Origin of the sequence: Thermogemmatispora aurantia, assembly GCF_008974285.1 — a bacterium.
Classification (GTDB): Bacteria; Chloroflexota; Ktedonobacteria; order Ktedonobacterales; family Ktedonobacteraceae; genus Thermogemmatispora; species Thermogemmatispora aurantia.
The window spans coordinates 1,487,345-1,507,112 of record NZ_BKZV01000001.1; the positions used below are offsets into that span (position 1 = coordinate 1,487,345).

14 protein-coding genes are annotated in these 19,768 nt (G+C 63.9%); 8 read left to right on the top strand and 6 right to left on the bottom strand.

Annotated features, from left to right (window positions below):
• Positions 1-301: 301 nt before the first annotated feature.
• Positions 302-4,864 (top strand): tetratricopeptide repeat protein, encoded by a 4,563-nt coding sequence (locus tag KTAU_RS05735; RefSeq protein ID WP_151727429.1) that lies wholly within the window; start codon positions 302-304, stop codon positions 4,862-4,864.
• Positions 4,865-4,878: 14 nt separating this feature from the next.
• Here the strand turns inward: KTAU_RS05735 and KTAU_RS05740 are convergent, their stop codons facing one another.
• The 3 genes from KTAU_RS05740 to KTAU_RS05750 form a co-directional block, all read right to left on the bottom strand.
• Positions 4,879-5,601 (bottom strand): PaeR7I family type II restriction endonuclease, encoded by a 723-nt coding sequence (locus KTAU_RS05740; protein WP_228026325.1) that lies wholly within the window; start codon positions 5,599-5,601, stop codon positions 4,879-4,881.
• Positions 5,588-7,408 (bottom strand): Eco57I restriction-modification methylase domain-containing protein, encoded by a 1,821-nt coding sequence (locus tag KTAU_RS05745; RefSeq protein WP_151727430.1) that lies wholly within the window; start codon positions 7,406-7,408, stop codon positions 5,588-5,590. Before KTAU_RS05745 ends, KTAU_RS05740 begins: the two co-directional genes overlap by 14 nt.
• A gap of 164 nt (positions 7,409-7,572) precedes the next feature.
• On the bottom strand, positions 7,573-8,058 hold the full coding sequence (locus tag KTAU_RS05750) for a cupin domain-containing protein (protein ID WP_151727431.1): 486 nt from the start codon (positions 8,056-8,058) through the stop codon (positions 7,573-7,575).
• A 308-nt stretch (positions 8,059-8,366) separates the two neighbouring features.
• On the opposite strand from KTAU_RS05750, the gene uvrC reads away from it, so the two are divergent.
• The 5 genes from uvrC (at position 8,367) to KTAU_RS05775 (ending at position 13,191) form a co-directional block, all read left to right on the top strand.
• Positions 8,367-10,355, top strand: coding sequence for an excinuclease ABC subunit UvrC (uvrC, locus tag KTAU_RS05755; protein ID WP_151727432.1), 1,989 nt, complete (start codon positions 8,367-8,369; stop codon positions 10,353-10,355).
• A gap of 335 nt (positions 10,356-10,690) precedes the next feature.
• Positions 10,691-11,011: an FmdB family zinc ribbon protein gene (locus KTAU_RS05760; protein ID WP_151727433.1), complete on the top strand. Its 321-nt coding sequence runs from the start codon at positions 10,691-10,693 to the stop codon at positions 11,009-11,011.
• A gap of 126 nt (positions 11,012-11,137) precedes the next feature.
• Positions 11,138-11,350, top strand: coding sequence for a hypothetical protein (locus tag KTAU_RS05765; RefSeq protein WP_112429778.1), 213 nt, complete (start codon positions 11,138-11,140; stop codon positions 11,348-11,350).
• A 240-nt stretch (positions 11,351-11,590) separates the two neighbouring features.
• Positions 11,591-12,370 (top strand): sensor histidine kinase, encoded by a 780-nt coding sequence (locus KTAU_RS05770; RefSeq protein ID WP_151727434.1) that lies wholly within the window; start codon positions 11,591-11,593, stop codon positions 12,368-12,370.
• A 290-nt stretch (positions 12,371-12,660) separates the two neighbouring features.
• Positions 12,661-13,191, top strand: coding sequence for a peroxiredoxin (locus KTAU_RS05775; RefSeq protein ID WP_069804939.1), 531 nt, complete (start codon positions 12,661-12,663; stop codon positions 13,189-13,191).
• 238 nt (positions 13,192-13,429) lie between these two features.
• Here KTAU_RS05775 and KTAU_RS05780 read toward each other — a convergent pair whose 3' ends face one another.
• Complete coding sequence (locus KTAU_RS05780) at positions 13,430-13,726, bottom strand: DUF4177 domain-containing protein (protein WP_069804937.1); 297 nt, start codon at positions 13,724-13,726, stop codon at positions 13,430-13,432.
• Between the two features lie 674 nt (positions 13,727-14,400).
• On the opposite strand from KTAU_RS05780, the gene KTAU_RS05785 reads away from it, so the two are divergent.
• On the top strand, positions 14,401-15,897 hold the full coding sequence (locus KTAU_RS05785) for an aldehyde dehydrogenase family protein (protein WP_151727436.1): 1,497 nt from the start codon (positions 14,401-14,403) through the stop codon (positions 15,895-15,897).
• A gap of 161 nt (positions 15,898-16,058) precedes the next feature.
• On the opposite strand, the gene KTAU_RS05790 is transcribed toward KTAU_RS05785, so the two are convergent.
• The gene (locus KTAU_RS05790) at positions 16,059-17,324 is read right to left on the bottom strand and encodes a DUF4388 domain-containing protein (protein WP_151727437.1); all 1,266 of its coding nucleotides are present in this window, start codon (positions 17,322-17,324) and stop codon (positions 16,059-16,061) included.
• A 168-nt stretch (positions 17,325-17,492) separates the two neighbouring features.
• Positions 17,493-18,758 carry a glycosyltransferase family 4 protein gene (locus tag KTAU_RS05795; RefSeq protein ID WP_151727438.1) on the bottom strand — a complete coding sequence of 422 codons (1,266 nt, stop codon included), beginning with the start codon at positions 18,756-18,758 and terminating at the stop codon, positions 17,493-17,495.
• Positions 18,759-19,019: 261 nt separating this feature from the next.
• Between KTAU_RS05795 and KTAU_RS05800 the strand changes: the two genes are divergently transcribed.
• Positions 19,020-19,733, top strand: coding sequence for an SDR family NAD(P)-dependent oxidoreductase (locus KTAU_RS05800; RefSeq protein ID WP_151727439.1), 714 nt, complete (start codon positions 19,020-19,022; stop codon positions 19,731-19,733).
• The last annotated feature ends 35 nt before the right edge of the window (positions 19,734-19,768 follow it).

Genomic DNA, 19,768 nt, shown 5'->3' on the forward strand with positions numbered 1-19,768 from the left:
TCTTAAGAATTTTTGACTGGGTCAGAAGGAGGTCTTGATGCTTATCTTCTCTCTACTGTGCACAAGAGGACCCAACTCTCTGCATGGCGCCGGGGCCGAACCTATGGTATACTGGGCGAAGAAGCAGGCAATTTTGCGAGACAAGAGCAAACGCCGGCAAGGCCGGGGGCCAGGCTCAGGGACCCACTGATCCTTCTCCTGGAGAGCCTGCGGGGCGAGCCTGCGGGTTGCGGCTCAGCCGGCGAAAAGCAAGCGGAGCCGATTGCCATTCACGTGAGCTGAGGCAGGCCGGAGGAGCAGCATGCAGCCGGGAGCTGGTGCCAGCGGGAGCTTACGCGTCTATCTCAGCTATGCCAGCGCCGAACGATCGTGGAGCGAGCGCATTGCCCAACGAGTGCGCATGGCCGCGCGCGGGGCGGGTCTAGAGCCGCCCCTCATCGCGGGGCCGGGGCAGATCCTGGCCGGCAGCGATACCCAGCGAGCCAGGCGTGCCGCCCTGGAGAGCGCTGACCTGATCCTGCTGCTGGTCAGTCCTGACTTCTTCGAGAGTCCCGACTGTCTTGACGACCAGGAGGTGGCCCTGGCACGGCGCGACGACGGCGTTGTCGTCGTCCCCATCATCGTGCGTCCCGTGGGCTGGAAGTATACCGAGCTTGGCCGGTTGGAAGCTCTGCCCCCGGGCCATCCGCTCAGCCGCTCGCGCGATGAAGGACTGTATCTTGTTGAGGAAGGGCTACGCCGGCTCATCAGCGAGCTACGGTGGCGCCGCCAGAAAGCTGCCGGCGCCAGCCAGCTCCTGCCCCAGCACGAGCAGGCTCTGCGCGCCATGCTCATCGATCATCAGCCCTTCATCGCCAGCCGACTGGAGGGCTTCGTCGGGCGCAGCGTCGAGCTGGCCGCCCTTCGCCAGCAGATCGCCGAACTGCAGCCGGGCGGCGGTTATCTGATCATCAGCGCTCAGGCTGGCCAGGGCAAAAGCAGCCTCATCGCCCGTCTCGTGCAGGAAGAAGGGCCGGAGCGTGTCCCGCATCACTTCCTGCCGCTTGACCCGCCCATCGATCACGTCGTCGCCCTCCTGCGCGACCTGCTGGCGCGTCTCATCTTTGCCCAGGCTCTTGACCCGACGCCCCTGCTGGTGGCCGGCACCAGTCGCGCCGCCCTGACGACCGCTTTCTGGAATCTCCTGAACGAGCTGGGCAGCCGTGGCGAGCGCGTCCTGATCTGCATCGATGGTCTGGATCAGCTCCCGCGTGACCCCAGCGGCAGACGCGACCTGAGCTTTCTCCCGACGCAACCGCCGGCGGGCTGTGTTCTTGTGCTGGGCAGCCGGCCCGACGATCTCCTGCCGGCCCTGCGCCAGCGCGGGCCGGTGCGTGAGTACCGCCTGCCGCCGCTCAGTCGCGCTGACTTCGACCAGCTCCTGCGCGAGCGCGGCCTGCAGCTCACACGCGCCGAAGGCGACCGGCTCTACGCCTTCATGGAGCAGAACACCCTCTACCTTGACCTGGCAGCGCGCGAGCTGGAGCGCGATCCGGCCCTTACCGCGGACGCCCTCAGAGAGCGCCTCTCCAGCGACCCCGCCAATATTTTCAGTCTGAGCATCGACCGTCTCAAGCTGCATCCCCTATGGGAGCGCGTCATCTATCCCCTGCTTGGCCTGCTGCTGGTCGCACGCGAAGCGCTGGGACCGGAGCAGCTCAGCCAGATCCTGGCGCCGCTTCCCACCTACCAGGTGCGCGACGCCCTGCAGCAGCTTGGCGGCCTGCTCGTCGCCGACGGTGTCGGGCGCCGCAGCCTCTTCCATCCCAAGCTGCGCGACTATCTACGCCAGGACCCCGAGCAGCCGGCCAGGCCCTATCTGTTCACGGTTGGCGAAGAGGCCCACTGGCATCGGGTGCTGGCCGACTGGTGCGAGCGCGGCGGCAGTGAGCTAATCTGGCAAGAGGCACGTCACGATCCCGACGAGGCCGCGCGTCGGCGTTATGCTCGCCAGCATCTGGCGGCCCATCTCTTCTATGGGCGGGCCTGGGAGCGGCTCTTTGCCCTGCTTGACGCTGGTCACTATGGGCAGAGCAAGATCCGCCAGCTTGATCCGAGTACCCGCGCCTATGCCAGCGACCTCGACTTTGGGCGGCAGGCCGCCGCCTGGGAGGGCTGGGGCTTCAGCGAGGGGCTGGCCCAACTGCCACGGTTGTGGCACTACACTCTGCTGCGCTGCAGCCTGAGCAGTCAGGCCGAGCGCTATCCGCCGGAAGCCTTCGCCCTGCTCGTCCAGCTTGGGCGGCAGCAAGAGGCCCTTGGGCTGGCCGATCTCATCAGTGATCCCGGGCGGCAGATCGAGGCGCTGGTAGCCATCGCGCGCCAGCTTCAGGAGCAGGGAGCACCTGAGAGCGACTACGGGCCGCTCTACTGGCGAGCCTGCGACGTGGCGCGGCAGAGCAGCGAGCCGGACCGCCTGGCGCCCTTGCTGAGTGAGCTGGCGAAGGACCTCTACCGGGCTGGCTGGTCTGAGCCGGCCCTGCAGCTCTGGCGAGCCGCCATCAGCGTAGCGCGGCGCGCAGTCCCGGCTGATCTCTGTGCCGAGGCCCTGCAGCAGATCGCCGAGGGGCTGGCCGAGGCTGGTCAGAGCACCGAGATCGAGGAGATCATCGAGGCCATGCCCACCAACACCCTGCAGGATGAGGCACGACTGACCCTGGTCGAGGCACTGGCCCGCGCCCGGCGCTGGGATGAGGCCAGCGAGATCCTGGAGACTATCAGCGAAAGCGCCGCGCAGCAGCGCGCTGAAGCCCTGGCCGTGCTGGGGCGCGAGCTGGCTCAGGCCGGTGAGCAGGAGAGAGCGCAGCGGCTCTGGCAGCAGGCTGAGCGGCTGACGCTCACCATCTCCGGCGACAGGCTGCAAGCCAGAACCCTGGTCGCGCTGGTGCGAGCTTTGGCCCGCGCCCAGCAATGGAGCGAAGCCGAGCGGATCTGCGAGCTTGTGCCCGACCCGTGGCGGCGAGGAGAGGCCTGGCTAGAGCTGGTTCGCGCCTGCGCAGCTAGCGGGCGCTGGCGGGAAGCCGAAGCCAGCAGTGAGCGTCTGGAGGACGAGAGGCAGCAGGCGGAGGCCCGGCAGAGTCTGGCCGAGGCGCTGGCCGCTGCCGGGCACTGGCAGGAGGCCGAGGCGCACAGCCTCCGCATCCCGCTTCCACGCCAACGCCTGCAGGCCCTCGCGCGACTCGGACAGGCCCGGGCCGAGCGTGGTCAGCTCAGCGAGGCGCAGCGGCTCTGGCAGCAGGCCGAGGCGGAGCTTGAGCGACTAGAGAGCGCTGACGAGCAGCGCCTCGCCTGTGTGCAGCTTGGTCAGGCGTTGGCGCGGGCGGGTCTCCATGAGGAGGCAGAGCGCTACTGGCGGCAGGCCGAGGCCATCATTCGCGTCCTGCCAGAGGGAGAAGAGCGGAGCGAGGCGCTGGCCCTGCTCATCGACCGCCTGATTCAGCTTGGGCGCTGGCAGGAGGCGGAGCGTCTTGCCACTACGCTCGGCGACTGGCCACAGCAGGCCGAGGTACTCATTGCCCGAGGTCGGAATCTGAGCCAGTCGGGGCGGCGGGCCGAAGCCGAGCAGCGCTGGCGGCAGATCGTCGGCCTGGCGCGCAAGCAGTCCGCTAGCCGCGAGCAGATTCAGGCGGCTCTCACGCTTGTGAGCGCCTTCGCTTCCCCCGCGGCCTGGGACGAGGCCGAGCGCTGGGTTCGCAGCCTGGTGCAAGGTCAGGAACGGGGTGAGGTCCTGGCCTACCTTGGGCGACTGCAGGCGCTGGCAGGGGCCAGAGAGCGAGCGCGGCGGCTCTGGCAGGAAGCCGAGGCCCTGATTGCCGGAGAGGCCAGCAGTTGGGAGCAGTCGGACGGCTATCAGGCACTGGCGCGCGAGCTGGCCCAGGCTGGCGAATGGGAAGAGGCGGCCCGCATTGTCGAGCGCGTACCCGAGGGGTGGGAGCGGGCCGATGCTCAGGTCCTGCTTGTCAATGAGCTGGTCCGGGCCGGGCGGCTGGACGAGGCCGAGCGCTGCTGTCGGGCCATCGCGCTGCCGCTCCAGCGAGTTCAGGCGCTGCTGATCCTGGGGAAGGGGCACGCGCAGGCGGCGGAGCCAGAGCGACGGGCGCGTGCCGAGGAGTGCTGGCGCGAGAGTGAGCAGCTCATTGCGGGCATGTGGGTTGAGCAGCAGGTCGAGCTACTGGCCGCCCTGGGAGAAGCGCTTGCCGCCGCCGGTGAGCGGGAGCGGGCCCGCCAGTATTGGCGGCAGAGTGAGCAGCAGATCGCGACGCTCGAGGGTGAGGGGGGGAAGGCTGAGGCGCTGGCTGTTCTGGCCGAGACCCTCATTGCCGCCCGGGAGTGGGACGAGGCGGAGCGCCTGCTGCAGCACTACCCGTATAGCCAGCGGACGAGCGAGCTGCTGGCCAGGCTGGTGGCTTCGCTGGCGGAGGCCGGGCATTGGGAGGAGGCCCAGCGGATCAGCAAGGCCATCAGCTTCGATCAGGAGCGGGCACGAGCCTTAGCAGTTCTGGGGCGGGCCTTAGCGCAGGCCGGGCAGCGGGAGCGGGCCCGCCAGACCTGGGCCGAGGGACGGCAGTTGATTGCGGACATCATCAGCGAGGAGGGGCAGGCGCAGGCCCTGCTGACCCTGGGGCAGGCCCTGGCGGAGGCGGGCGAGTCTGAGGAGTTGCTGCGACTGGTGCAGCAGGAGTGGTCGCGAGTGAGCACGCGCGTGCAGGCGCTGCGGCTCTTTCCGTTGGTGGGCAATTTGATTGGACGCTCCCCCGAGCTGGGGTCGGCTTTGGGAGAGGCTTTTGTTCAGGTAGAGCGCTTTCTGAGCGGCGCCGTCTCCTAACAGCGTCGCTGGAATCAGTGACCGGCTAAAAAGCGCATGACGCTAGCTTGCAGCTCTAAGATGAAGCGTTCGAACGTCAAATCTGCAGCAGGATGGGACACACGAGTGTTGAGTTCATTTGTTGCTAAGGTGAGGCAAACAGCATCATACAGCCTTTCTCTCAATAATCTTCTACAGAAAGCTTCATATCTCTTTGCATAAGATGCATTTTTAAAAGCTGGATCTACCTGAAAATATGGCTCTTCGTTACGGACAGGTCGATGAACCTTGTCGCAATCTTCTAATAAGAAGAAATATCCGAGAAAGGGGCGTGGATGCATACCTAAAAGGCCCTCTCGGTACGCAGTCCAAAGATCCAGAGCGCTACCAATAGCTTCCTCGACGCGATTATTAAAATTATTGCCAAAGGAAGGACCTACCTGAGATTTAAACTCGATAGCACATACAAGCGTTCCTTGAGCAATAACAAGTAAATCCCATTTCTTTTCTGGACGATAGTAACCAGGCAGCTCAAGCTCTCGCTTGGTACGAATATCTAGCTCTCTAAGGCCAACCTGACGCAGGATCTCGACAACAAGCAACTCCAAAGCAGCCATCTGCGCTCCACCGGTAACGGCCCCACGCATCCCTGCATCCACTCTACCAGTAATCGCCTGCTTCCTTTGTTGCTCACGTCTTGTATCCCAAAAAACTTGGATAGCATGACAAAATCTTGTAGTTAGATCACTGGTTGTCACCAGTCAGCTCCTCCATAGGAAAGGCCTCGATCCCATACAGCTCCAGCGCGATGCGCGTCGCCAGGCGGCGATCGCGCTGGCGGAAGGCCGTCACCAGTCCCTGACGCTGCCGCGGCGTCACCTCAGCCGGACGCGGCAGGCGAATCCGCCGCAGATACTGGGCCTGAAAGCGGTAGTAGCCGCCGCGCATGCGCACCCCATAGCAGGCCACAAAGAAGAGCGCCACATCCGAGAGCAGCAGCCCACCCAGAGCTTCCAGGTCCCACGACCCAGAACAAATCACATACAAATTATGATGAGGATAGGTCTGACCTTCATCAAGCACAGGCTCCAAACGGCGCGCGATATCCGGCACATAGAGCTTGTGGCGTCCAATCAGCCCAAACTGCACGCGGTCAATCGTGCGGTACCACTGTTGAGGAGAGCGGCGGGCCACATAGCGGCGCTTGAGCGCCTCCGCATGGCGCGAGAAATAGGCCCGCAAGCGCGGGAAGTCCTCCAGAGGGACCAGGCCCTCGGGCAGCCAGGGATTGACCAGATAATGGCCGGACCAGCGCAGCACGCCGTCCGCCGTATCGCCGCGGAGCGCCAGCGGCAAGAGGCGCGACGGCTCTACCAGCCTTGAATCGCTCGTAATAAAGACCTCGTCCAGGCCCGTCGCCAGGCCGATGCCGACCGTGGTTCCCGTCTCCTCCGACTCTAGCGGCGGAAAGCGCTCCTCCAGCCGACGCAAGAGGGCCAGTCGCTCGGGCGCCAAGACCGGCCCAGACCAGTCGACCCCAAGCTCAGCCGATAGCGGGCCCGCCATCTCCACCCGTGTCGCCCGCAGGCCCGCCGGAAGAGCGCTCGCCACCCCCTGACCCTGACGCACAGCCTCCAGCGCACCGGCCAGTCCGCGTAGCCGGCTGGCAGCCTCCTCCTCCGAAGCTGCCGGCTCCTCCTCTGAGAATTGCGCCAGGACAAGATGGCCCTGACGGGCGCGCCGGATCAAGGTAATGGCCGGATAGGCCGTCACAGCCTGAGCGAAAGGAGCGGCACGGTGCATCTCAAGCACCAGCTCCAGGCTGAAAGCCTCGGCCACCAGGCGGCGCAGCCCGGCCCCATACTGGTTAAAGAGCCAGCGATCGGGGCAGATGAAGGCACAGAGCGCCCCCGGCTTCAGGCGCCAGAGAGCTGCCTCCAGAAAGGCCACATAGAGATCAGCCCGCCCGCGCATCGTCCGATAGAGCGAGCGATAGAGGCTGAGGCGCTCACGGGGCAGCGCTTCGGGGCGCACGTAGGGCGGATTGCCCACCACCAGATCGGCAGCCGGCAGACTCGGAGCGTCGACCAGGAAATCGCCCGTGCGCAGCCAGGAAGCAGCCAGACGCTGCGCCTCCTGAGCGCCGAAGCCATAATCAGCTAAGAGCTGGCAGAGCGCCTGGCGGGCCTGGCTGGCCCGTCCCTCATCCAGCTCGTAAGCCAGCAGGGCCGGCACCAGATCGCACGCGGGCCGCCCCTGGCGCTGCCAGCTTGCGAGCAGACGGCGTGCCAGAGCCAACAGAAAAGCCCCTTCGCCCGCCGCCGGCTCAAGTGCCAGCCGATCAGTCAGCGTCTCAGCCTCGCGATAGCCAGCCAAATCTAACATCAGCTCTACCACTGCCGCACGTGTCGCCACCGCGCCTGTCGTCGTCAGCGGCGTCTCTCCTGTCACCGGCCCCGGCTCCGACCGGCCTACCCCCTCCTGCGGCGCCCGCGCAACCAGAGGCAGCGCCAACTGCAGAGCCGCCGGCAGCCTTCGCCGCTCCCTGCCTGCCGCATCGATCATTGCAAGCCTCCCGCCCTTACCTTATCGGTCGCCAGCCCAGCGCCACGGGCCAGCGCCTCCTGATTGGCCTCATTATAGCAGCAACAGGCCCCAGACGATAAGACCGTGGCTCTTCCCTCTTCCTCCGGCGGTTCGCACGTCCAGAGAGACCTCACCCAGTCCAATCAAGCCAGCGGCAACGGTGGCCCAAGCAGCTCCATACCGTGAGCGCGCCAGAGAGCCGCCTCCTGGGGCGGCATGGCCGGCGCCTCGCCACGGGCAGTCACCGCCCGAAAGAAGGCTTCCATCTTGCCCGCTGGCAGGAAGGCAATCAGAATACGGCCCTCGCCGGTGCAGGCCCAGACATGGGGAACGCCGCGCGGAGCCAGCAGACAGGCCCCCGCCTCCAATACGTAGCGCTGCAAGCCCACCTCGAAGAGGAAAGTCCCGGCCAGCACATAAAACCACTCCTCCTGATCGTAGTGCAGATGACGCGGCGGCCCCCCACCTGTGCGAAAGTGATTCTCCAGCACAAAGAGATTGGCGGCGTTGGGCGTCGTCACCTTAAAGGTCAGCGTGCTGATCCCTAACTGATGCACCTCGCCAGCGGCGGCGGCGCCGGCGGCCAGAAAGAGAGCCGGCGGCGGATCGGATCGATAGGCCTCGCTCATAATTGACGCTCCTTCGCTCTCACAGAATACGTTACAGGAACGTCGCGGGCACCACTTTTTTCATGGAAGGCCCGGCCCAGCGGAGGCCGCCACGGCAGAGCCTGCGCATCCTGGCATCGCTATAGTATAATGAAGCAGCAGTCTCCAGGGAGGATAACGGCAGCCTGGCCTAAGCCAGCCAGCCAGGCAGGCAGGGCGGCATAAACATAGCACCCACAGCCAGCGTTTAGCCAGCCCAGCGTTTAGCCAGCCAGCCATACCAGACCAGCCCCGGGCCAGCATCATCACAGCGAAGCGAACAAGCCAACATGAACGACAAAATTCGCAGCGTTCTCAACAGCCTGCCCTCCAAACCCGGCATCTATCTCATGAAGGATGCCCAGGGGCAAATCATCTACGTCGGCAAAGCCGTCTCGCTCCATCAGCGCGTTCGCTCCTACTTCCAGGAATCCGCCGACCTCAGTCCCAAAAATCGCAGCATGGTCGCCCGCGTCGACGACATCGAATACGTCGTCGTCGAAAACGAAATCGAGGCCCTCGTCCTCGAAAGCAACTACATCAAACAATATCGCCCGAAATATAATGTCCTGCTGCGCGACGACAAAAACTATCCCTACATCAAAGTGGCCCTCAGCGAAGACTTCCCGCGCGTCTATCGCGTGCGCAACTACCAGCGCGACGGCAACCGCTACTTTGGGCCATACACCAGCTCAGCCGCCGTCGACGCCACCCTTGACCTGCTCAACAAACTCTTTCCCTTTCGCACCTGCCGCTACGACGGCAGCGCCTGGGCCCCACCACGCGACGGCCAGGCGCCGGCGGGCTGGAAGCCCAAATATCTCAACCGGCCCTGTACCCAGTACTACATTCATCGCTGCCTGGCCCCCTGTGTTGGCTACGTCACGCGCGAAGACTACGACGCCATCATCGAGCAGGTCATCCTCTTCCTCGAAGGCAAACACGAGGAAGTCCTCAAGCAGCTAGAGGCCCGCATGCATGAGGCCGCCGAGGCCCTCAACTTCGAGGAGGCCGCCCGTCTGCGCGACCGTATCCGCGCCGTCGAGCATATTCTTGAGAAGCAGCGCATCATCAACACCGAAGGGCAAGAAGACCAGGACGTCATCGCCCTGGCCAGCGCCGAAGACGAGACCTGCGCCCAGGTCTTCTTTTTCCGCGGCGGCAAGCTCATCGGGCGCGAATACTTCATCCTGCAGGGCACCCGCGACAGCAGCCCGGGCGAAATCATGAGTTCCTTCCTGCAGCAATTTTACGAAAGCGCGCCCCACATCCCCGCCGAAATTGTCCTCGAAGTCGAGCCGGACGACCGCGATATGCTGCAGGCCTGGCTCAGGAGCCGGCGCGGCAAGGCCATTACCCTGAGCGTCCCGCGGCGTGGCGAGAAGCGTAGCCTGATCGAGCTGGTCAAACAGAATGCGCAGGAGGTTCTGGAGCAGCAGCGCATCAAATGGCTCAGCGACAGCCAGAAGACGCAGCTTGCCCTTGAGGAACTGCAGACGGCCCTCAACCTGGCGGCGCCGCCCTACCGCATCGAATGCTATGACATCTCCAATATCCAGGGCAGCAGTGCCGTCGGAGCAATGGTCGTCTTTGAAGCCGGGCGTCCCAAGCCGGCGGAGTACCGACGCTTCCGCATCAAGAGCATCGAAGGCGCCAACGACCCTGCCAGCCATCAGGAGATCCTGCGCCGCCGCTTCCGCCGTGAGCCAGTCCCGACCCGGGACGTCGCTGATGCCAGCGCACTCAACTCTAACGTGGACGACGGGCGCGCCGGCGTCGAGAACGCCGAAGGGCAGGCAGCCGCCTTCAGCCACGACTGGCCCCTGCCGGACCTCATCGTCATCGACGGCGGCAAAGCCCAGCTCAACGCCGCCTTGCAGGTCCTGCAGGAGCTGCACGTCGAAGTGCCCATCATCGGCCTGGCCAAAGAAGAAGGCTCCCACAGCCGCCTGCCAACCGCCGAAGCGATCTATCTCCCCAGAACTGCCGAGCCGCTGCTCCTGCCACGCACCTCGCAGGGCCTCTATCTGCTGCAGCGCATCCGCGACGAGGCCCATCGCTTCGGCATCACCTACCATCGCAAGCTGCGCAGCCAGCGCACCTTTCGCTCGCAGCTCGACGAAATCCCAGGCATCGGCCCCCGGCGCAAGCAGGCCCTGCTCAAGCACTTTGGCTCTGTGCAGGCCATCCGCGAGGCCAGCGTCGAGGAGCTGGCCGCCGTCGAGGGCATGACTCGCGCCGCCGCCGAGAAGGTCAAGGAGTATATCGGCAGGTCCTGACCAGACAGGCAGACAGACAGACAGAGAGAGGAGAGCCGCAGGCCAACCGCTGAGGACGGGCTTGCGGCCCTCGACCTCGACGGACGCGCTGCGGACAGTGCCCGGCGAGCGCTAGCACTCCACGCCTTCGATTGACAACGCAGCGATTGGCGATTACTATTTAATGTAGAGCATCTCTTACATTGAGTAGACGCTCTCTTGTCAGCTAAGGAGGAAAGCGGTAACGCCTTCCCTCCTGTTTCTTATGTAGAGAAAGGAAGTCATCACAAGACCTCCTTTCTTCGTTTCGTTCTCCAGTGTTAAGCCATGTTCTGGCGCGGAGGTGACAGCATCCTATGCCCACGTATGAATATGCGTGCCGGGCATGCGAGCATCGTTTCGAGATTTGGCAGAAAATCACGGACGATCCTTTAACGGTCTGCCCACAGTGTGGCGGCGAGATCCATCGCGTGCTCTTCCCTACAGGGATTGTCTTCAAAGGGCACGGCTTCTATAAAACGGACTACACCAGCTCCAGTTCAAACGGCGCTGGCTCGTCACATAGCACGAGCAGCAAGTCCAGCGAGAGCGAGAGCAGCAGCTCCTCCTCGACGAGCGAGGGGAGCGGGAGCAGTAAGGCACCAGTAGCCTCCAGTAGCAGTAGCAGCGGCTCCTGAGCCAGCCGGCCATCACAACAGAGGTCGCACTTCCTTGACTGACCTGAAGCCGCGCGGCAGGAACCGGCTCAACACGGCTCAGGACGCCAGGAAGAGTCGCAACATTACGAAGGGAGCAGACAACGCATGGCCGAATCGGCATTGGCCGCTCTGCAGCGCCGACAGATCGAAATCACCATTGGCGAGCTGTGGCTGGCGAGCGATTTCTACACACGCCAGGAGATTATCGAGCGGCTGCGCCACCTGATCGCCCATGCCGATCCCAGCCTCGACCTTGCCCAATTGAGCGAGGGAGCCAGGGAAGAGCTGCGCGACCTGGGCCTGATTCCGGCAGAATGAAGGAAGGAATGCAGCAAGAAAGGAATTGACACGCGTTGCAGCTGTCGAGAGGCAGCAAGCGCCTATGCTTGCCTGCCCCTCTTGACAGCGGCGCGCCTTCTTCCCACGAGCGGAAGCCCGTCTTCTTCACCTCTCTCTCCCCCAAAATTCCCAGTGGCTTCCGCCTCAACCGCCGGCCACATGGATTAAGTGTATACTTAACGATGTATTAGCCACCGAGCGAGTAGGGAGGCCACACGCATGCGAGCTCACCGCAAGCAGTCGCAGGAAGAGGTTGTCAGGGCGCTGCAGCAACAAGTAGATGAGCTGACACGTACCAATATGCTCCTTCAGGAGGAATTAGCGCGTAAAGAGCAGTTTACGGCGATGATCGCCCATGAGTTGCGTGGCCCGCTCGCTCCCATCATCAACTATGCCCAGATGATCGCCCGCCCCAACTGCCGCCGCGAGACGGTCGAGCGGGGCACGGCTATCATTATCAGCCAGGCCCAGCGTCTCAAACGCCTGGTCAATGACCTGCTCGACGCCTCTTATCTCTCCACTGGCCAGTTCAAACTCCTGCTAGCCGAGTGTGATATCGTCGCCCTGATCCGTGAGCTGGTTGAGCAGTTCCGCCCGTTGGCCCCTTACCACCGCCTCGAAGTCGAGGCCCCCGAGACGCCGCTCATCGGTCGCTGGGATGGCGAGCGCCTGCAGCAGGCCGTCGGCAACTTGCTGGATAACGCCATCAAGTACTCTGATGAGCATACGACCATTACCGTCCGTGTCAGTCAGCCAGAGGAGCATCTGGTGCGCGTGAGCGTTCACAACGTGGGGCGCGTCATTCCAGCGGCGGAGATCAACAGCATTTTCCGCCCCTACGTGCGTCTGCAGGCAGCGCGCAGCCGCCAGGGGTCGGGTCTGGGCCTCTACATTACGAAGAGCATCGTCGAGGCCCACGGCGGCACGCTGCGTTTGGAGCGTCCCGGTGCCGAGGACCAGGGCACTACTTTCTCGTTCGATCTCCCTCTGCCCTCCTGATCCTGCCATCGCTTCACCCTCCTCTGGCCTTGCCCTTTCACGCCCCTCCCTGGTGATTTGAACAGGTGCCAACCTGGGAGTTTTCCCAACCTTCTTCCTCGGCCTTCTGACGGTGCGCTCCGTCCGACGCCAGACTATACTGTTTTGTGGGCGGCGAGACCCGTGGGAGCGTACCATTACATAGTTCGGAGGAGGGACCGACCGGGTGAGCGGGTCGAGGCCAGATTGACCCTTCCGCGCCTCGGCAGACGGTCGCTCTTCTGCAAAAGGGAATGAAAGGAAATACACGCATGAGCGGATCTAACACCGCGGAGCAGCGAGGCAAAGTGCAGGTCGGTGACCTGGCCCCAGACTTCACGCTGCCCGATCAGACAGGTCGTCCGGCCAGCCTTCACGACTTCATCGGTAAGTCTGTGGTCGTCCTCTACTTCTATCCCAAGGACAATACGCCTGGCTGTACCACAGAGGCGGTTTGCTTCCGCGATAACTATGTGGTCTTCAAGCAGGCGGGGGCTGAAGTCATCGGCATTAGCTCGGACTCGACCGAGTCGCATGAGCAGTTTGCCAATCAGCATCGACTCCCTTTCATCCTGCTGAGCGACCGGGGGGCTGCTGTGCGCAAGCGTTATGGGGTACCGACAACGCTCGGCCTGCTGCCGGGGCGCGTGACCTATATTATCGACAAGCGTGGTGTGGTGCGCCACATCTTCTCATCGCAGTTCAACCCTGAGAAGCATGTTGAGGAAGCCCTGAGCATCGTGCGGACCTTGCAAGATGAGGAGGGAGCCGGTGCCTCGCAGGCTTCTGCCGGGCAGGTCTGAGAGCAGACCTGAGTCGAGCGCTGGCGGCCTCAGCCTTGCAGGCTGGCCAGCGACAGCCGGAGCCGGATTCTGATTACTGGCATACCAGTCGCAGGAACAGACCAAAGAGAGCGCGGCCCAGCTTTCTCTTGCCGCCACCGCTCTGGCAGACCAGAGCAAGCGGTCGGGAGAGGAAGCCGGGTCGCGCTTTGTCCTGTGCGTGCACCCACATCGAGGGCGGTAAGGACGGCAGGAGAGCTTAGGCCGTCTCGATAGCTGGGCCGCCGCTGCTTGGCTCGGCGCGCGGCTGCTCCGCGGCTGGCGCCGACTCGCTGTAGTCACCTTCCTGAGCTGGACGCTTGAAGACATAGTAGGCCGAGGTTGAGGTCAGGGGCTGAATACCTACCAGCTCCCAGCCTTCGCGGCCCAGGCTGCTCAGATAGCGGCGCACGAAGGCACTGCGTCGCTCGTTGCCGATCAGCGTCTCCAGGCCTTCGCAGGAGATGCGTCCACGGGTATCAATATAAGCGACCTTATAGGCCCACTGCTGTGACATAACGCTTACTTACTCCTTTCAGCTCGCTCGCTGGACCGCAGCCCGGACAGGCTGAGAAGAGACCAGGCCAGGCGCAACGGGCGCGGGGTCAATGGGGCCTTGCCCTCTGTCTGGCACCTCTGTTCAACAAAGGACAGGGGCAGGTGTGCGACCCGTGGCAGTCGGACCGTGCCGGAACCCTTGAAGCCACGTCCGATGACTTCCCTGGCGCCGGGCAGGCCAGTCTGACGCCTCGCACGCTTCTGTCAGAGAGTATGGCCTGCCCGCCAGACACCGGGGCCTGCCGGGTTCCACAATGCAACAGGCTCCGGGCAGGGGGCATGGTACGCTCCCACGGGTCTTGTCACCCACGAAACAGTATAGTCTGGCGTCGGACGGAGCGCACCGTCAGAAGGCCGGGGAAGAAAGCTAGGAAAACTTCCAGGTTGGCACCTGACTATGCAGACGAGTCACACGTAGAGAATGTAGGTCAGACGAGCAGCCTGGGTCAAGGTGTGAGCAGATCAACCTGACTCAGCAGATCAGAAGCACAGGTACTGGTATGCTATAATGAGGATCGGCTGCCAGCGGCCAGGCCGGCCAGCAGCCAGCAGCCGCTGATCAGAGCCGATCCCGCGCTGTTCCCACAGGGATGACGTGAATGTGACGATTCTCAGCGAGGAGTGACCTTTTCTATGACACAGCCACACGTCCAGACAGACCTTCCGGCGCGCAGCGAGCCGCCGGTCTTCTATAACTTCATCGGTGGCCAATGGCGCCCCTCGGCGACTGGGGCCACCTTTGTCAGCACCAACCCGGCCCATTTCTCCGAAATCATCGGCTACTACCAGCAATCGAGCGTCGCAGACCTTGATGAGGCCGTGCGCGCCGCGCGCCAGGCGCAACCGGCCTGGGCGGCCACACCTGCCCCCCAGCGCGCCGCAATCCTGCAGCGGGCGGCTCAGATCCTGGAGACGCGCCAGGAAGAGCTGGCGGTCCTCATGACGCGCGAGATGGGCAAGATCCTCAACGAGGCGCGGGGCGAAGTCCAGACGGCCATCGATGTTGCCCGTTACATCGCCAGCGACGGCTGGCGTGCCGAAGGCGAGACCGTCCCCTCGGTTCAGCGCGGCAAGCTCTATCTGACCGTGCGCCAGCCGCTAGGCGTCGTTGGTCTTATCACCCCCTGGAACTTCCCTCTGGCCATTCCCGCCTGGAAAACCTTTCCTGCCCTGCAGGCAGGCAATGCCGTTGTCTTGAAGCCCGCCAGCGACACCCCCTTGCTGGCTCTCAAGCTGGCCCAGGTCCTGCAGGAAGCCGGTCTTCCTGACGGCCTTTTCAACGTTGTCACCGGGCCTGGTGGCACCCTGGGCGAAGCCCTGGCCAGCCATCCCGACGTTAACATGATCTCCCTGACCGGCTCGACCGAAGTCGGACGACGCGTCGCCGAGCTGTGCGGTCGCGACCTGCGCCGCTGCGCGCTGGAGTTGGGCGGCAAGAACGCCGTCATCGTGCTGGAGGACGCCGACCTGCCGCGTGCCGTCGCCAGCGTCGCTCTGGGAGCCTTCGGCACCACTGGCCAGCGCTGCACAGCGACCAGCCGCGTCATCGTCCACCGCGCAGTCGTCTCCGAATTCAGCGAGCGCCTTATTGAAGCCGCCGCCAGCCTGCGCATCGGTGATGGCCTGCGCGAAGATATCGACATGGGGCCGCTCGTCAACCGAGGGCGCGTGCAGGCCGTGCACGAGTACACGGAGCTGGGCAAGCGTGAAGGAGCCAGACTTCTGTATGGGGGCAATCCACTACGTGAGGGAGAATACAGCGATGGGGCCTTCTATCAGCCGACCATCTTCGGTGAGGTCCAGCCCGAGATGCGTATCGCCCGTGAAGAGATCTTCGGTCCCTTCGTCTCCATCATCCCAGTGGCCTCCTACGAAGAGGCCGTCGCCGTCGCCAACAGCACGATCTACGGCCTCTCGACGGCCATCTTCACACGCAGCACACACTACACCTTCCGCGCCATGCGCGACATCCAGTCGGGGTTGATCTACGTCAACGCCCCCACCACCCGCTCGGAGATCCACATGCCCTTTGGGGGAATGAAGGCCAGCGGCAACGGTCACCGCGAGCTTGGGCCTAACGCCGTCGCCGACTACAGCGAGGTCAAGACTGTCGCCGTCGTCTACGAATAGCCTTCCCTCCCCTACGGCAGACAAGGCCAATCACAGGCAGCGGCCTGGCGGCTCCAGGGACCGAACCGGATCAGGCCGGTCCAGGACGACCAGCAGCACCTGACCCGCCGCGCCGCTGCCCTCCTCTGCCGCTCTCTTCTCGGGGCCAGTGCGGTTCAGGCTCAGTTCTGAGGCGGCTCAAAGAGCGAGAAGAAAGCTTCCCAGACCTCTTGATTCTCCAGCCGTTCGTAGAGCGAGGCCACGCGTGAGTTAATCGTCTCAAAGATCACGCGCAAGATGCGCGAGAGCACCGAGAGCGCTTCCTCGTAGAACTCCTTGGAGCGCTGCAGATCACCGTGGAGCACCTCATGGCAGAGGGCCGTGAAATTCTCCACATCGATGCGATTATTCTGGATAATGAACTTATAGTTCCCCATATAGCGCAGATGCTCGCGCGTTAGCAGAGCCTCCAGCGTATTGGGGTCCAGATCGGTCCCATTGGCACGGCAGGTCTCGGCCAGGGCCTCCATCGTCCAGTTGATATAGTGCACCAGGGCCGGCAACTGCTCGACCGGACTCTTGCGCTTATACCAATCCTGCTCCATGCGGCTGATCAGATTCAGCAGCTCGAAGCTCTCCATGCGCATCCGTTCGGCGGGGCCAGGCAGGCGGACCGTCCGCGCGCCGCGTGAGGGTGGATGCGGCTCCTCGGCCAAAGGAACGATCAGCCGCTGCTGCACGAGCGCCGCCAGGTCGCGCGCCACCTCCAACTCGGGCCGGCGCAGGCCGGTGGCGACCTTGCGCACCCAGCGATGGATCGTCACCCGCTGCAGCACCTCGATCACCCGCCCGTTGAAGCTGAGCGGGTAGGGGATCGCCGGCACCAGCTGGAGCACGGTGCGCATGCCATTGGGCAGATAGAGCTTGAGCTGCTCCCACTCATCCGCATAGCGCACCATCTCCATCGTCACGCGCACGATCTCCAGGTCAAGCGACTGCTCTCCATAGGGCAGAAAAGCCTGCTTTTTGGGACTGGTAATGAACTCATAGGTGCCTTCACGCCAGAGGGCCAGCTCGCGCGCCGTCCAGAGGGCCTTCGTACGCAGGGCCTCGTAGAGCTGCTGCTCATTAATGACGCGCATGGCAATCAGGCGCTCGCCGATGCGGCGCCCGAAAGCGTCCTGCAGCTGCTGGTTAAAGGCTAACTCCACCTCCTGATAGGTGGCCATCCCCAATTGCTGGAGCACATCGCCCAGGGTCAGCGCGCAAGAATCAAGCTCAGAGCAGTTGGCAATCTTACCATCGCTGAAATAGAGAATACCGACCCGCCCCTGCTCGTGCTTCAAGTGCAAGGCACCCGTCGCCGACCCCAGCTCCATCATCTGCAGAATTTCAACCAGCCCGAAATCTCTCAGCGACCCCTGCAAGAGTCTGGTATTCGTCGTCATAGTTCTCCCTCGAATGGGACTTGCCTCCTCGCCACCTGTCCTATTCGTCACACGCGGCCAGGCCCGTCCGTTTGCCTGTCAGCTAGCCAGCCAGTGCCTCGGCGCCCCGCTCTCCGCTCGATGCTGCGGAGAGTACACTTGATGCATTATAACAGATGCCAAGTCATTTCAACAAGCACCGCCCTGCCTTGACGTTCGCCCGCTTTCCTCCAGTGCCGCGCGCAGCAGTGGTTCAAGCGCCTCCCAGGAATAGCGCGCCTCTACCAGGCGCCGCCCGTTGCGCCCAAGCTGACGCGCCAGTTGCCGATCGCGCAGCAGGGTCACAATGGCCTCATCGAAGTCCCCTGGCTCGCGTACAAGCACATGCTCACCATCGCGCAGGGCCAGGCCCTCGGCTCCGCGCGGCGTCGTGACCACAGCGCGCTCCAGCGCCAGCGCCTCCAGGATCTTGTAGCGAGTGCCCGAACCATGTCGCAGCGGCACCGGCACAACCGCCGCCCGCGCCAGATACGGGCGCACATCAGGAACGGTATCAGTGACAACGACCTCCGGCTCACGGCGCAGACAGGCCACCAGCCCATAGCGATCGCGCCCAACCAGCACGAGACGCGCCCGTGGACAGCGACGACGCACGGCGGGCAGAATGCGCTCGCTCAGCAAGACCGCCGCCTCCACATTGGGACCATAGCCGAACTCTGCCGGATAGACGATATCCAGCGTCTCCTCCGCTTCGCTTTCGGCTTCAGCTCCAGCCCTGGCAGCCTCCAGCGCCCGCGGCGGCTCATACTGACGCAAATCGAGAGCGTTCGGCACGACGCGCAGCCGCAGCTCTGCGCCAGCCCCACACACCTGCTGCTGGCGGCAGACATCTTCCTCCGACGGCAGCCAGACCTCATCGGCAGCCGGGAAGCAGCGGCGCTCACGCCGACGAAAGACCAGATGGCGCAGGCGCGCCTCCTCTGCCTCGCGCGCTGAGCCGGCCAGCTCCGCCAGCTGCAGCGCCAGCTCGCTTTCAACATTATGGCAATCGATAAAGACGTGCAGCCCACGTCGTTTCAGCACTGGCGCCAGCTCGCTGGCATAGGGATGGACCAGCACGACATGCGTCACCTGCTGCTGCGCCAGCCAGTCCAGCAAGCGCCGACGCTGGTCAGCCAGCGAGGGAGCCACATAGCCCGGCCACAGATGGCACAGGCGCAGTCCCAGTGCCCGAACACCATGCGGTGGCACAAAAGCCGCCAGCTCGGGACGCCGCGGATCAGAGAGCGGCGGCTCCTCCAACGAGACCGGGCCGCCCTCACGCAGGTCCCAGACGGCCAGTCCCTGCGCACCTGCCAGGCGCGCCAGCAGAGACTGAAGCTGATAAAAGCGGATCTGTAGCCCACCGATGATCGGCGGCGCCACCACCCAGGGAGCAATCAGTGCCAGTCGCATCGTCTTCGCTACCTTAGCCTCCTCCAGAACGAGAGCAAGTCTCACCTCACCACCTCAGCTCACAAGGCCGCCCACCCTGTCACGCCCAGCCTCAGCCGTCCCTCCCCGCGCGCTCGCCCTCATCAGGAGCATTGTGCGCCACAAGCCTGGTCGCTGTCAAATCCCCCTTTCTGGCGGCGCGGCCCCCAGCTCTCTCCGAACCGGCAGCGTCACAACGGGAGAGCATGAAAAAGCCTGCCCACGTTTGTTATAATTCCGAACATGAGCATCAAAGATCGTGTCGCCGTCATCACTGGAGCAGGCCGGGGCATTGGGCGCGCCACCGCCGAGCGTTTCGCGCGCGAGGGGGCCTTGCTTGTCCTGTTCAGCCGCACACCAGAGCATCTCGACGAGACGCGCGCCCTCATCGAGCGCCAGGGAGGCCGGGTCCTTGCCATCGCAGGTGACGTGGCCCGCGAAGAAGATGTCGAGCACCTCTTTCAACAGGCCCGCGCTCACTACGGGCGCGTTGACATTCTCATCAACAGCGCTGGCATCGTGGCCGTGCGCTCCTTTCGCGAAATGGACACGGCCACCTGGGATCGTGTTCTGGCCGTCAACCTGCGCGGTACCTTTCTGTGCTGTCGGGCAGCCTTCCGCCTGATGGCCGAGCAGGGCCAGGGCGTCATCATCAACATCTCATCGCTCTCGGGGGTCAAGGGCGTCGAAAAATTCCCCGGCTTGAGCGCTTACAACGTCTCCAAAGCAGGTGTCGCCAGCCTGACCGAGATCCTGGCCCTGGAAGGAAAAGCCCACAACATCCGCGTCTGCGCCGTCAGTCCAGGGGCAGTTGACACCGACATGCTGCGCCAGGCCGCGCCCCATCTCAAGCCCGGCATGAGAGCAGAGGACATGGCCGAGATCCTGCTTTTCCTGGCCGACGACAGCGGGCGCATGCTCAGCGGCACCAACCTGGAGATCTACAGCAACGCCTAGCGAGCGAGCTGAGAGGATCAGTCAGCCGGGGGAGG